We start from the raw sequence: 14,502 nt of genomic DNA, 5'->3' as shown, positions 1-14,502 counted from the left end.
GATGTTGATTGATTGGTTCACCGTGGCGGCACAGGCTGTTAATTTCCTGATTTTGGTGTGGTTGCTGAAACGCTTTTTGTATAAGCCAATCCTGGATGCTATCGATGCTAGAGAGCAACGCATTGCTGCCGAACTGGCCGATGCGGCTGCGAAACAAACTGAAGCTATAGCAGAGCGCGATGCATTTCAGCACAAAAACCATGAATTTGACCAGCAACGAGCCAAGTTGATGCAGCAGGTCAACCAGGATGCTGAAGCCGAACACCAGCGCTTAATGACAGAGGCGCAACAAGCCGCCGAAGCCTTAAGCGTTAAACACCAGCAGAGCATGGCAAGGGATGCCCGTAACCTTAAACAAACACTGAGTCGTAAAGCAACAAATGAAGTATTTGCCATCACGCGCAAAACCTTGAGTGATATGGCAAATACCAGTTTAGAGCAGCAAGTTGCAGAGGTTTTTATAGGCCGTTTGAATGGACTGGATCTACAAACAAAAAACATTCTTGCAGAGGCGTTAAAGACCACTTCGGCATCTGAGCCCGCTGTGCTACTTAGTGCATTTGAACTAGATGAGATCCAGCGTACAGCCATTCAAAATGCGCTCAATGTCACTTTTTCAGCTGATATTTCACTGCAGTTTGAAATCTCAGAGGAGCTTATTAGCGGAATCGAACTCAGAGCCAAGGGACAAAAATTAGTTTGGAGTATTGCCGATTATCTTGAGTTGTTAGAGAAAAGTATCGAGGCACTTATCAAAGAAAAAATTCAGCCAGAAAATACAGCAAAACCAATGGCTAAAACTGAAATATCATGAACAATATAAGCCAGAACTCTGCTATAGAAACTGCTCGCCTCGAAAGTATATTCGACAGCGCATTCGCCGATATGCACCAAGCTCGCGAAACATTTATTCCACAATTAATTATGTACGAGGTGGGTATTATCACTAACGTTGCCACCGGTATTGCTAAAGTGTCGGGACTGCCTGGAGTCGGCTTTGAAGAGTTGATTATGTTTCCAGGCAATGTACTTGGCATTGCCTTTAACGTGGATGCTGAAGAAATTGGTGTGGTGTTGTTGGGTGACTATTCGCACTTAGAAGCGGGGGATGAGGTGCGCCGTAGTGGTCGCGTGATGGATGTGGCAGTTGGGGAAGAATTGTTAGGCCGAGTGGTGGATCCCCTTGGTCGCCCACTCGATGAGGGGGGAAGTATTGAAACCAGTGTTCGCCTGCCCATTGAACGTCCGGCGGTGGCTATTATGGATCGAGCACCCGTTACTGTGCCGTTACAGACTGGACTGGTTGTGATTGATGCGATGATACCAGTGGGGCGTGGTCAGAGAGAGTTGATTCTGGGCGACCGACAGACAGGTAAAACGGCCATTGCCATAGACACTATTCTCAATCAGCGTGATAAAAATGTAATTTGTGTTTATTGCGCCATAGGTCAGCGCGCTTCTACTGTGGCAAAAACCGTGGATATATTACGGCAGCAGGGTGCACTGTCTTATACAGTTGTTGTGGTAACAGAAGGTAACGAACCACCCGGCTTGCAATATATAGCGCCTTACGCGGCCACCAGTATTGCTGAATACTTTATGGAGCAAGGCCGCGACGTATTGATTGTTTACGACGACTTAACCAAACACGCCCGAGCCTATCGCGAACTTTCGCTCCTGCTTCGCCGTCCACCGGGGAGAGAGGCATTTCCGGGCGATATTTTTTATATTCATTCACGCTTGCTGGAACGTGCTACTCATTTATGTAAAGAGCGCGGTGGCGGATCGCTGACCGCATTGCCCATTATTGAGACTGAAGCCCAAAACATTTCGGCGTATATTCCAACCAACCTGATTTCTATTACCGACGGCCAAATTTACTTATCGCCATCGTTATTCGAATTGGGAATTTTGCCTGCTGTTGATGTAGGGAAGTCAGTTTCTCGTGTTGGCGGAAAAGCTCAGCATGCGGCGTTTCGCGCTGTAGCAGGAGATCTTAAACTGGCATATGCACAATTTGAAGAACTAGAAACCTTTGCTCGCTTTGGTGCTCGTATGGATGAAGACACACAAAAGTCCATTGAACATGGTCGTCGCATTCGCGCTTGCCTTAAACAATCAGAATCGTCACCTATACCCGAGCCTGAACAAATTATTCTGCTGTTGGCTTTGACCTCGAATTTATTTGATAACATCCCACTAACACAGATGAACCAAGCGCAGAAAACTTTGCGCAAAGCCGCGGTTAACCTGCCACCGGCCTTGTGTGAGCGCTTCGCTAGTGCCAAAACATTAAGCGATGAAGATCGCCTTAGTATTGTTGAACTAGCGACTAAAGCACTCTATGACTTTCTACCTGAGACTGAAACTGAGCCACAGCAACAAAAGGCTAAGGCCAGTCATGATAAAAAAGTTGCTACTAAAGTAACTGCTGCACAAGCTAAGAATGTGTCCGAGTCTAAACAACCATGAGCGAAACTGCGGCCAGTCTTAGTCATAAGATCGACAGTGCCAGCGATCTTAAAGGTGTGGTGCGTACCATGAAGGCGCTCGCAGCATCTAGTATTAGTCAATACGAACAATCGGTAAGTGCGCTAACTGATTATTACCGCACGGTTGAGTTGGGATTGAGCGCGAGTTTCCGCGCTTCTGAGCCTGGCATGTCAGCTGTCAATACAGCCTCGAACACGATTCAACGAGACACTGATGTGATTGGAGTCATTGTATTTGGTTCCGATCAGGGACTAGTGGGGCAATTTAATGAAGATGTCGCTGACTTTGCTATTAAAACCCTTGCTACTCTAGAGGGTAAACCAAAGGTTTGGGCTGTGGGTGAACGAGTATATTCTCGACTTGCCGACGCTGGTTTGGAGCTGTCCAAAGGATTTTCTGTGCCGACCAGCGTTAATGACATTGCCGGATTGGTCAGCCAAATTCAAATCAATAGCGAAACACATGCGACTCAAAGTGGATCTGCAAGTGTCTATGTTTTCCACAATCGGCCTAAAACCGGGGCTTTATATCAGCCCGTATCGCAGCGATTGTTGCCTCTCGATAGACAATGGCAACAATCTCTGGCTCAAATTCCTTGGCCCAGTAAACTTCTGCCAGAAATTTTAAGCAGTCAGACTTCAACAGTGAGCGCATTGATCCGCGAATATGTTTTTATATCATTATATCGCGCATGTGCTGAATCACTTGCCAGTGAGAATGCAAGCCGACTTGCAGCGATGCAGCGCGCAGAAAAAAACATCGACGAATTACTGGAAAACCTTGAAAGTGAGTTTCACCGCTTACGTCAAAACTCTATTGACGAAGAACTCAGTGATGTCTTAGCGGGATATGAATTGCTAAATTATTCACCCAAAACATGAGCGGTTAAATCATGCTAGTCGAGTGGGGAGTTATACACATGACTCTAAAAACTCCCTAAATAAGGATATTAAAACTTCCATGTTTTAAATCAGATCACGGGCATTCATTAGCTTCACGCAAACTTATGCATTAGATGCCTGATAAATACTGTCGATAGACTCATTGATGGTTGACTCAAATTCATCGTCAGACATTAGCTCGAATAGCTCTTCAGATAAGGCTCTTGAGAAACTCGCAATCATGCCTTTGTTTTCTGATAATAGTCGGTTGGCTTTTTCACGACTATAGCCGCCAGACAATGCAACCACTTTTAATACTCTGGGATGAGCAATTATTTTGTCGTAAAAACCAGCGATTTTGGGTAGCGATAATTTTAACATTACTTGCTGATCAACGGGTACTGCATCCAATTGCTTTAACAATTCTCCACGAAGTAATAATTCGGCTGCACCTTTTTCTGGACTATAAATATCAATCTCAGCTTCGATGATAGGCACTAAACCTTTGGCTAATATCTGCGCCGCAACGGCAAATTGTTGAGCAACGATTATGTGAATGCCGCTATTATTTGCCAATTTAATGACTGAACGCATTTTGGTACCAAAGACTTTTTTATCGACAGCTTTGTCTAATAAATCATTCAAGCCGCGAATTGGCTTCATCAACTGAACCCCGTTATGCTGCTCTTCTAAGCCAATATCTACCTTTAAAAAAGGCACAATATGTTTCTTTTGCCACAAATAATCTGCAGAGGCTAAGCCTTCGATTTCCCTGTCTAAGGTATTTTCAAACAGGATCGCAGCTAAAATCCTATCACCAGAAAAGGCTTCGCTAGTCATAATACGGGTGCGCATTTTATGCACTTTTGTAAACATTTCTTCATCACCAGAATATCGGTTTTCTGGAATACCATAACGACGCAACGCTTCGGGTGTACTACCGCCGCTTTGATCTAAGGCGGCAATAAAACCTTTTTCAGTTTGTATCTTTTTTAACATATCTAAGCGAACTTGTGATGCCATTGATAGTTTCCTTATGCCAGAAATACTTTAGCTTCTAATAATGAACCTCAAACCATAAGATAGATACTTAATCAGCAATATCGTATATATCTTCTAGGGAGAGGGTGATGACGCGCCCAGAAAATGCCCCCGGTTACTTCTAGAAATAGAAGTTGTCGTAGAATAATCATCTGAAACTTACTGTAATAAAAATATTTGCTGTGGAATGTATCGAATAGCAACAAAGAATATCCTGCTTTGCCCCTCAAGTGCCGTTATAGATAGCTTTTATGGCGCGATCGAGATAATAATGAAAATGGCTCTTGAAGCGGCGTGTCGCCAATGCCAATATGGTTGGTCGCAAGCGTCGCAGGTTTTCTGTAGCCTTGTTACAGAGCTTACATAATTTAATAGTATCTATCCCATAGTTAGCAAAAAAGGCGAGAAATATGAGTACTACATTGATAGTCATTTTGGTTGTTGTTGCGCTGATCGTTTTTTACGTGATCGGGATATTTAATAAACTAGTGGCGTTGAAAAATCGCTACCAAAACGCTTTTGCCCAAATTGAGGTGCAATTAAAGCGGCGTTATGATCTGATACCTAATCTTATCGAAACTGCCAAGGGTTATATGAAACATGAAAGTGAAACCTTGGAGGCGGTGATCCAGGCGCGTAATGCGGCGCAAAATATGTTGGCCGCTGCTGCAGCCGCTCCAGGTGACGCCGATGCCATCAAAGGGCTAAGTGGTGCCGAAGGTAAACTAGCTGGCGCCATGATGAATATGAATATGGTGATGGAGGCTTACCCTGATCTCAAGGCCAATCAGAATATGATGCAACTAAGTGAAGAATTAATCTCTACTGAAAACAAGGTTTCTTTCTCTCGGCAGGCCTTTAACGACCAAGTGATGGCCTACAACACTTACAAACAATCGTTTCCTCCCGTTTTGGTAGCCGCTCGATTTGGTTATGGACAGGATGCAACCTTGTTGGAATTCGCAGACTCTGCAGCTATACAAGCCGCGCCAAAAGTTTCGTTCTAGTGATAACTTTTTATAGCAGTATTTAAAATGAATTTCTTTGAATCACAAGACAAGGTGCGTAAAAACACCTTCATTCTAGCGCTACTATTTGTGCTGGCGCTGCTCAGTTTGATCCTTATGACCAATTTACTGGTTATGGGGGTCTTTGGTTTTTTGAATAGCGAGCAACTGCAAAATGGCGGGAGTTTGCTCGAGCAAATGGACTGGCAAACTTTCACCACAGTCAGTGTAGGTGTTGGTATTTTGGTTGTGGCTGGCAGTTTGTACAAAATAATGGTGCTGTCGACCGGCGGCAAAGTTGTTGCGGAAGCGTTGGGAGGGCAATTGATCCCACAAAACACCAATGATCCCAAACAGCGCAAACTATTAAACGTGGTAGAAGAAATGGCCATCGCCTCAGGCACGCCACCACCACCTGTGTATCTGCTTACCAAAGAATCAGGGATCAATGCTTTTGCGGCTGGTTTTTCGCCACGAGATGCTGTCATTGGCGTAACTCAGGGCACAGTCGACCACCTCAGTCGTGATCAGCTACAAGGCGTTATTGCCCATGAGTTTAGCCATATTTTTAATGGTGACATGCGACTCAATATTCGCTTGATCGGCGCGCTAAATGGTATTTTGATAATTGGACTTGCTGGCTATTATATTTTGTATGCTTCGTCTTTTTCGGGGCGAGGGCGCAGCAATGGTAAAAACGCCGCTGGAATATTAGCTCTCGGTGTTGGACTGATGGCGATAGGTTTTGCTGGCACTTTTTTCGGCGGCTTGATCAAGGCTGCGGTGAGCCGACAACGGGAATACCTTGCCGATGCCTCGGCTGTTCAGTTTACCCGTAACCAGGACGGCATAGCGGGCGCATTAAAACGGATCGGTGGGCTCAAATTCGGTTCAAAACTCGAAAGTCCCGCTGCACCTGAAGTCAGTCATGCCTTTTTCGCTCAAGGTGTTTCAGGATTTATGCAAGGCCTAGCCGCAACGCACCCGCCGCTAAAGCAGCGCATTTTGCGTATTGATCCCCAGTGGGACGGTAAGTTTGATAGCTCCGACAAAATCGATTCAATTCAGGAGCCTAGCTTGGGGCAAAGGCAAAACAAAAAAGAAAAGTTAACAGGTCAACAGATTGTCAACACAACCATCCCACTAGTTGCGGGAGCTGCCATAGCCCATGTCGCTAAATCCATTAATCAAATAGGGAGTCCACAAGCAGAAACAATTGAACATGCTCGTTCGCTTTTATCAGAACTGCCATTAGCCATCAAGGAAGCGGCTCGTGAGCCCTATGGAGCCCGTGCGGTTATGTATTCATTGGTATTAGATCTGGGGCAGGTGGTGCGGGACAAACAACTGTCGCATTTAAAGCTAAATGCCGAGCAAGATGTATTTGTTTTAACCCAAAAACTAGCGCCAAAGCTGACGGGTCTGGAAACTAAATTTCGTTTGCCACTCATCGATATCGCTATACCTGCGTTGAAACAACTATCACTCAATCAATATCTGGCCTTTAGGGATAATCTAAGCAGCTTAATTGCAATGGATTCGCGGCTCGACCTGTTGGAATGGTCGTTACAGAATATTTTGTTTACCCATCTAGATGGGCAGTTTTTGAAACCAGAGCGCTCAACAACAAGTTATTCCAATATCAAGCAGTTGCAGCAGGAAACAGAGTTGATCCTCTCGGTTCTGGCTTATGCTGGCCAGCAAGATCCAAGTGATATTGAAGCAGCCTTTGGCGCCGCAGTACAGATCCTGGATATTGGTAAGCTGCAATTAGTGGCAAAAAATGCCATTCATCTTGCCGATTTGGACCGTGCCCTGCGAGAATTGGAAAAGCTCAGACCTTTGCTCAAACAGCAACTACTGAAGGCCTGTGCCGCCAGTATTGAACGTGACCAGAAAATAGCACCTATTGAAGTCGAGTTATTACGCGCTTTTGCTGATGCTCTGGGTTGTCCAATGCCATTAATCGCTCTGTCGGCGTAGCCATTAGTAAAGTGATTATTTACTAAAACTGTGGAGAGAGGTTGATTCACGTTTCACTAACCTAGGTATGTATTTATAACCGCTGCTAATTTGCTGTGCAGTAACGTCTTTAATATTTCCTAACGCCAGTTGTGCAGCAAATTCAGCCATTTCTTCAATGGGATAATGCAAGGTTGTTAACTTAGGTCGTGAGTATCTAGACAACAACACATCATCAAATCCAATGACTGAAACATCTAGTGGCACTCTAAAGCCATTGTCTTCTAATGTGGAAATGGCACCAATTGCCATTGCATCGTTATAAACAAATATAGCGTCGAATTTAGTATCGCTTGCAAGAAGCTTTTGGGTAGCCATTTCGCCACCTTGTAAGTTAGGTTCATCTTCAACAATATGTTGATTTAACAAAGATAAACCTGACTCGGTAAGTTCATTTTTAAAGCCTTTAAATCTTAGGGCAGGATCGTCAATTTGATATTTGCTAGAAATACAGGCTAATTGCTGGTGGCCTAAAGACATCAAATGCCTAGCGGCAATTTTGCCACCTTCTTCATTATCTAACCAAATACATCTATCTGCGATTTTTTGAATAAATCGGTCAATTAGAACTAACCCAGGCACTTTGTTTGCGAACTCTATTATTTCTTCGTCGGACAACTTTTTACTGTGAACCACAATAGATTCACATCTACGCTCCAATAAAAGTCTAATTGCTTGGCGTTCTGATTCTTCAGTGATTAAACCGGTACTCAGAAGTAACTGCATATTGTTTTGTCGGGCAACTTTATCCACACCATTGGCAAGTGATGCAAAGAAAGGATCGGATAAATCAGGGATAACAACGCCCAGTGTTTTACTTTTTTGAGTGACAAGTGCTCTGGCATTTTCGTTAGGGCGGTAACCTAATTCCGCCATAATAGATAACACTCGAGCTTTGGTTTTTTCGCCAACCTTGGGTCCGTTATTTACTACCCGGGATACTGTAGCAATTGATACTCCAGCCTCTCTCGCGACATCTTTTATGGTAGACATTATTTACTTATTAGGAATATTTATAACTATAGTATCTTGTATCTATGTGCAATTAAAGTCTAAACGTTTACATTTGTGTGCAGTCCATTAAATAAAGGCTTTAAGGCGTTAAAATAGTAATTAATCTAAATTTAAATTTATTATTGCAGTCAAGAGGGTAAACGTTTACCCTGTGTGTAAATGTTAAGTGAAAATATCAAAGTAGGTAACTAGCCATGAGTGAAATTTTTGATCCGACCGAACATCCACACCGTCGATATAATCCATTAATTAATGAATGGGTATTAGTGTCTCCGCACCGTGCTAAACGCCCTTGGCAAGGCCAAGTTGAAACCTTAGATGAAGATCAGAGGCCAGCCTATGATGAAACATGCTTTTTATGCTCAGGAAATACTCGTATTAACGGTGAAGTGAACGACGAATATAAAAATACCTTTGTATTTCCCAATGACTTTGCCGCGTTAAAAGCCGATACACCGGTTTTCGCAACTGATGATCCATTATTTAAAATGGCAACAGAGCAGGGCGAAAGCCGCGTGATATGTTTTTCTCCGGATCACAGTAAAACCTTACCGCAACTTAATGTTGAAGAAATTACCGAAGTGGTTAAAACCTGGCAAAGCCAATGTGAAGAGATAGGTAAAACTTACAACTGGGTGCAAGTTTTTGAAAACAAAGGTGCAGTGATGGGGTGTTCAAATCCACACCCACATGGACAAATATGGGCTCAGCAACAACTACCTACTTTAGTTGAAAAGAAACAAAATGCGCAATCTGCCTACTTAGCAGAGCATGGTACAAACCTTTTACAAGATTACGCCAAACGAGAATTAGGATCTCAAGAACGTGTGGTTGTCAGTAATGATGATTGGGTTGTGGTTGTTCCATACTGGGCAGCATGGCCATTTGAAACCTTGTTATTACCTCGTTTTGCTATTCAGCGTATGACTGACTTAACGTCACAACAACAAGTGTCGTTAGCAGATATTCTGCAGCAAATCACTATTCGATATGACAACTTATTTAATACCTCATTTCCTTATTCTATGGGCTGGCATGGCGCACCTTATGATGGCGAAGCGCATTCAGAGTGGACACTTCATGCAAGCTTTTTTCCACCATTGTTACGTTCTGCAACAGTACGTAAATTTATGGTTGGTTATGAAATGATGGCAGAGGCACAACGTGATCTCACCGCAGAACAAGCAGCAACAAGATTAAAAGATGCGTCTTCATTACATTATAAAGAACAAATCACGGAGCAAAAATAATGAGCCAGTTTGAATTAGTCAGTGAAATGTATAGAGCTCATTTTGGTACTAAACCAGCACTCATCACTCATGGTCCAGGTCGTGTCAATTTAATTGGTGATCATACCGACTACAACGACGGATTTGTATTACCTGCAGCTATTAACTTTGGTACTGACATCGCAGCAACAAAACGTGATGATAATCTTGTTCGTGTATTAGCAGTAGATTGTAATAATGAAAGCGTTGAATTTTCGATAGATGACATTAAGTTTGATGAAAATAAAATGTGGGTTAATTATATTGGCGGTACATTACTGGCGTTAATGAAAGCATACCCAAGTATCACAGGTGCTGACCTAGTGGTTACTGGTAACGTTCCTCAAGGTGCTGGACTGAGTTCATCTGCTAGTTTTGAAATAGCAGTATTGAAAACCTTTGCTAGTTTAAATGCAATTGAATTAGATGGTATTCAAGCTGCACTAATGGGACAACAAGCTGAAAACAACTTTGTTGGTTGTAATTGCGGCATTATGGATCAGCTTATTTCAGCACTTGGTAAAGAAAATAATGCCATGTTATTAGACTGTAGAAGCCTGACTTTCCAACATGCACCTATTCCAGAAAACATGGCCTTGTTGATTGTTAACTCCAATGTAAAACGTGGGTTGGTTGATAGTGAATATAATACCCGTCGTCAACAGTGTGAAACTGTGGCCAGTTATTTTAATAAGCAGGCATTGAGAGACGTTACCTTAAAGCAGCTCCTAAGTGCCGAAAACGAATTAGACGCCGAACTCGTTAAACGTGCCAAACATGTTATTACTGAAAATACTCGTACAGAATCCGCATTAACTGCACTGCAAAATAACGACATGGCAAAAATGAGTGAATTAATGGCCCAGTCCCATAATTCCTTAAGAGATGACTTTGAAGTGTCAACACCTGAAATCGACTACCTAGTTGAAATTATCGCTGCTGAGCTAGGCGCTAAAGGTGGTGTTCGCATGACTGGCGGTGGTTTTGGTGGTTGTGTTATTGCTTTAACACCAAAAAATTTGGTTGCACAAGTTAAACAAAAAATTGTAGCTAGCTACCAGCAGCATTCTGGATTAAAAGCAGATATGTATGTGTGTGTTGCCACAAACGGTGCGTTTAATCGTTAATCCAAATCACTCTAGGTAAATGGATGTTTAATAACAAAAAGGTCATAAAATGAAAGTCTTAGTGACAGGTGGAGCAGGGTACATTGGCTCCCATACTGTATTATGTTTGTTGCAAAGCAATCATCAAGTCATAGTGTATGACAACCTTTGTAACTCAAGTGAAGAGTCATTAACACGGGTGCAAAAACTCACTGGTAAACAGCTCGAGTTTGTTGAGGGTGATATCCGTGATACGACTAAACTAGATGCTGTTTTTGATAACCATAAAATAGATGCGGTGATTCATTTTTCAGCATTAAAAGCAGTGGGTGAGTCTGCTCAAATCCCACTTAGTTATTATCAAAACAATGTTCACGGTTCAGTTTGTTTATTGGAAGTGATGCAAAAACATCAAGTTCAGAATTTTATCTTTAGTTCATCTGCCACTGTGTATGGTGAAGAAAATGATATTCCTTATGTAGAAACCATGAAATTAGGCACACCATCGAGTGCTTATGGCGCCAGCAAAGTTATGGTTGAGCGCATCATGGCAGATCAAGCCTTAGCGAATAACAAATTTAGAGGTGTATCACTGCGTTACTTTAATCCTATTGGTGCCCACCCAAGCGGCATAATCGGCGAAGATCCCAAAGGCATTCCAAATAATTTATTACCATTTGTGGCACAAGTCGCAGTAGGTAAAAGAGATAAGTTAAGTATTTTTGGTGACGATTACGATACTGAAGATGGCAGTTGTGAGCGGGATTATCTACACGTTATGGATTTAGCAGAAGGGCACGTTGCAGCACTAGATTGGTTAAATGCTAATAGCGATTTTACTGGCGTTGAAGCCTTTAACCTCGGCACAGGCAAGGGGATTTCGGTGTTCAAAATAGTTGCTGCGTTTGAAAAAGCGGTGCATAAAACCATTCCTTATCATGTATCTCCTAGACGCTCAGGTGATTTATCTGCATTTTGGGCCAATGCTCAAAAAGCCAGTAGTCAACTCAATTGGCAAGCTAAGCGTTCACTTAATGACATGATGGAAGATACTTGGCGATGGCAGTCGAATAATCCTAATGGTTATGACGTTTAATGAAAGACGTTATCTCTAAATTTTGTCTTTTCTTAAACTAGTGGGATCGGCCTAAGTTAGGATTCAGTTTGTATGCGCCTTCAGAAACAGAAGGAGTGTTGAGTCAAAAAACATCGCAAGGCAAAGCGATAAAGCTAAGCAGATCTTGTTCCGCTTTAGTGAAATTACAGATATTATAAAAACTCAACACGCTCCTAACTATAAAAGAGAAACATTATGAATAAACTAATACTTATTATTTTGGCTATATTTTTACCACCTATTGCGGTTTTTCTGAAAAGTGGCGTAGGAAAAGATCTACTTATAAATATACTTTTGTGTTTGCTTTTTTATGTACCAGGCATCATCCATGCTTTATGGGTTTGTACTAAATAACCAGTGTTCATATATGGTCTCCTCCCGTACTGCAAGGTTTTTCATATTGATAACAGGGACAGGATTGCTGTCATATATACGGTCTTTGATTAGTCTTAAGACTATGACCTAGTTGTAAAAACGCGCTTATTGTCCTAATCAGGTTATCGGTATCTGCTTACCGCTGAGTTCTACAGGTTTTCAATATGCCGGTTTGACCTGTTATATCATCTTTATGTAAAACCAAGGCAATTCGTGGTGAGTGTTACTTTTTTGCCTGCTTTTCTAAGAACTTAGCTAGACATCCTTCTTTATATCTATTGGTACTAAAGGTAGCTGTACTAAAAGTAAACTGTTCTTATGGGCTTGCTTTTATATTTAGGACAGCTATCATCTCGAATCGACTAAGAGGTAATAATGTTAAAAAATAACAGCAGTAAATTTATAAAGAGTTACGTACCCACCTTACCAATTTAAGCCGAGTGTAGTCCTTACGCTCGGCGCATACCCCGTGTTTATTCATTTATTTTAAAAATCAGTCCGGTTGGAGAATTCGCCGTGCTTATGCATTTGTTCAGGTCTAGCAAAACCTCAATTTGCCGTTCAAATTCGATGCTTCTGAAAGCTGAGTATCGGATACTGATGGATCCCATTGAACTGTGTTTGTTGTTGGGACGCTTGGAGTTTTGCGCTAACCAAACCTCGCGTCTAGAGAATCGAGTTCGAATTGGAAGTAAAGTTATATTAAAAAATATTGCTACTGAAGAATCATTAGAGTTATGGATAGTTAACCTAGAAAAAGCCAGCCCGTTAAAAGGCCTTGTGTCTTTTACTTCGGCAATTGGCGCAGCATTATTGGGGCTTCGATGCGGAGACCTGGCACAAGTGAACACCCCTTATGGAGTGCTTAAATGGCAGCTTATTTCAGTGAATAACTACAGTGAGAATAAACAAAATTAGAAATATGTTCATCATGGATACGTTGAGGGCAGGCCCAAGGGGGGATTTTTCCTAGAAAGGATGTAAAAACAGTTAATGGGGATGGATACTTTTTTATGCTAAGTGCATTCATCAATAAATAAAAGGGGAACGTAGAACTAAGCAAAATAGTCTATTACATTAAGGGGGCTCTGCTGAGTCCCTGCTTTCTATTAGAATTCAATATGAGAGGTTATGAAAATGCAACCACATATCATTATTTCAAGTGCTGATTTAGCGGCGGTTGAGTATCAACTTGAGCGTTCTAAATTGCCTGCAGATTATATGTTCGCCATTGAGAATGAACTCGACCGAGCGACGATCGTCTCCAGTAAAGATCTACCACATAATGTAGTCGCTATTGGAAGTCAGGTCACCTTTGAAATTTTAGATACACAGCGAAGGTTTACTAAAACTTTATGTTTACCGACAGACACTAATTTATTCGAAGATAGCATTTCTGTGTTTGCACCCATAGGTTCGGCGTTACTGGGGTTAAGTAAAGGGCAATGTATTAAGTGGCAAACACAACGAGGGCCGCGGACTGTTGAAATCGTCAAGGTCAAGGCAAAAAACCTTAACCCAAATCTATACCAATGAGTAACAACTTAGTTAGACAAAACTTAGCTATGATTGGGTGCTTTTTTATTCTTGGTGTTTTTTTGAGCTGTCTGTTTAAAACAAAAAAATGAACCTCAGAGATGTCAACTTAGCTAGACACCCATCTTAAAAAGCAACTTAGCTAGACACCCATCTTAAAAAGTAGCAAAAATACTGCTTTGTTCTAAACTTTAATATACTCAAACAACCACGGATGGTCTGCTATGCCTCTGCCACGTAAAAATCAAATTAGTTTAATCGATACCCCTTATTACCATTGTATTTCCCGTTGTGTTCGTTATTCTTTTTTGTGCGGTGAGGATAAGTTTACGGGGCAAAGTTACGAACATCGCCGTGGTTGGGTCGAGAAACGTTTGTTGTTTCTTGGGTCAGTATTTTCTATTGATATTTGTGCTTATGCAGTGATGAGTAATCATACCCATGTTGTTGTTTGTGTGGATAAAGACTTGGCTGAGAGCTGGTCAATGGATGAAGTCATATGGCGCTGGCATCAAATGTATCAAGGCACACTGGTTGAGTCAAAAGTACCAAAGAGGGGATACACTCAGTAAAAGTGAGTTTTTCACCTTAGAAGAAACCGTAGGGATTTACCGCCAACGTTTATACAGTATCAGTTGGCTC

General features: G+C 42.0%; 13 protein-coding genes and 1 pseudogene. 12 read left to right on the top strand and 2 right to left on the bottom strand.

The window, feature by feature from the left end; translation table 11 throughout:
- Nucleotide 1: 1 nt before the first annotated feature.
- Genes GARC_RS25105 through GARC_RS25095 form a run of 3 tightly spaced genes read left to right on the top strand, consistent with a single transcriptional unit; the run spans nucleotide 2 to nucleotide 3,374 of the window.
- Nucleotides 2-814, top strand: coding sequence for a F0F1 ATP synthase subunit B family protein (locus GARC_RS25105; protein ID WP_007625848.1), 813 nt, complete (start codon nucleotides 2-4; stop codon nucleotides 812-814).
- The gene (locus GARC_RS25100; RefSeq protein WP_007625846.1) at nucleotides 811-2,472 is read left to right on the top strand and encodes an alternate F1F0 ATPase, F1 subunit alpha; all 1,662 of its coding nucleotides are present in this window, start codon (nucleotides 811-813) and stop codon (nucleotides 2,470-2,472) included. The genes GARC_RS25105 and GARC_RS25100 overlap by 4 nt, the downstream gene beginning before the upstream one ends.
- A complete protein-coding gene (locus GARC_RS25095; protein ID WP_007625845.1) occupies nucleotides 2,469-3,374 on the top strand; it encodes a F0F1 ATP synthase subunit gamma in 906 nt (301 codons plus the stop codon). The genes GARC_RS25100 and GARC_RS25095 overlap by 4 nt, the downstream gene beginning before the upstream one ends.
- Nucleotides 3,375-3,497: 123 nt before the next feature.
- Here GARC_RS25095 and GARC_RS25090 read toward each other — a convergent pair whose 3' ends face one another.
- Nucleotides 3,498-4,397: a fructose bisphosphate aldolase gene (locus GARC_RS25090; RefSeq protein WP_007625844.1), complete on the bottom strand. Its 900-nt coding sequence runs from the start codon at nucleotides 4,395-4,397 to the stop codon at nucleotides 3,498-3,500.
- Nucleotides 4,398-4,825: 428 nt separating this feature from the next.
- On the opposite strand from GARC_RS25090, the gene GARC_RS25085 reads away from it, so the two are divergent.
- Nucleotides 4,826-5,422 (top strand): LemA family protein, encoded by a 597-nt coding sequence (locus GARC_RS25085; RefSeq protein WP_007625843.1) that lies wholly within the window; start codon nucleotides 4,826-4,828, stop codon nucleotides 5,420-5,422.
- A gap of 27 nt (nucleotides 5,423-5,449) precedes the next feature.
- Nucleotides 5,450-7,405, top strand: coding sequence for a M48 family metallopeptidase (locus GARC_RS25080; RefSeq protein ID WP_007625842.1), 1,956 nt, complete (start codon nucleotides 5,450-5,452; stop codon nucleotides 7,403-7,405).
- 15 nt (nucleotides 7,406-7,420) lie between these two features.
- Here the strand turns inward: GARC_RS25080 and GARC_RS25075 are convergent, their stop codons facing one another.
- Nucleotides 7,421-8,437, bottom strand: a complete 1,017-nt coding sequence (locus GARC_RS25075) for a LacI family DNA-binding transcriptional regulator (protein WP_007625840.1) — start codon at nucleotides 8,435-8,437, stop codon at nucleotides 7,421-7,423.
- Between the two features lie 215 nt (nucleotides 8,438-8,652).
- Between GARC_RS25075 and GARC_RS25070 the strand changes: the two genes are divergently transcribed.
- The 7 genes and pseudogenes from GARC_RS25070 to GARC_RS25040 all read left to right on the top strand — a co-directional run.
- The gene (locus GARC_RS25070) at nucleotides 8,653-9,708 is read left to right on the top strand and encodes a UDP-glucose--hexose-1-phosphate uridylyltransferase (protein WP_007625838.1); all 1,056 of its coding nucleotides are present in this window, start codon (nucleotides 8,653-8,655) and stop codon (nucleotides 9,706-9,708) included.
- Nucleotides 9,708-10,853: a galactokinase gene (galK, locus tag GARC_RS25065; RefSeq protein WP_007625837.1), complete on the top strand. Its 1,146-nt coding sequence runs from the start codon at nucleotides 9,708-9,710 to the stop codon at nucleotides 10,851-10,853. Before GARC_RS25070 ends, galK begins: the two co-directional genes overlap by 1 nt.
- Nucleotides 10,854-10,902: 49 nt before the next feature.
- Nucleotides 10,903-11,928: a UDP-glucose 4-epimerase GalE gene (galE, locus tag GARC_RS25060; protein ID WP_007625836.1), complete on the top strand. Its 1,026-nt coding sequence runs from the start codon at nucleotides 10,903-10,905 to the stop codon at nucleotides 11,926-11,928.
- A gap of 216 nt (nucleotides 11,929-12,144) precedes the next feature.
- The gene (locus GARC_RS26580) at nucleotides 12,145-12,303 is read left to right on the top strand and encodes a YqaE/Pmp3 family membrane protein (RefSeq protein ID WP_007625835.1); all 159 of its coding nucleotides are present in this window, start codon (nucleotides 12,145-12,147) and stop codon (nucleotides 12,301-12,303) included.
- Between the two features lie 621 nt (nucleotides 12,304-12,924).
- Nucleotides 12,925-13,242 (top strand): GreA/GreB family elongation factor, encoded by a 318-nt coding sequence (locus tag GARC_RS25050; protein WP_007625834.1) that lies wholly within the window; start codon nucleotides 12,925-12,927, stop codon nucleotides 13,240-13,242.
- Nucleotides 13,243-13,461: 219 nt separating this feature from the next.
- Nucleotides 13,462-13,860 (top strand): GreA/GreB family elongation factor, encoded by a 399-nt coding sequence (locus GARC_RS25045; protein WP_007625833.1) that lies wholly within the window; start codon nucleotides 13,462-13,464, stop codon nucleotides 13,858-13,860.
- A gap of 224 nt (nucleotides 13,861-14,084) precedes the next feature.
- Nucleotides 14,085-14,502, top strand: a pseudogene (locus GARC_RS25040) (transposase); the annotation flags it as partial.

It is taken from the genome of Paraglaciecola arctica BSs20135, from assembly GCF_000314995.1.
Classification (GTDB): Bacteria; Pseudomonadota; Gammaproteobacteria; order Enterobacterales; family Alteromonadaceae; genus Paraglaciecola; species Paraglaciecola arctica.
Note: the sequence above shows the minus strand (reverse complement) of the source record. Positions and strands in the feature narration are given on the sequence as shown.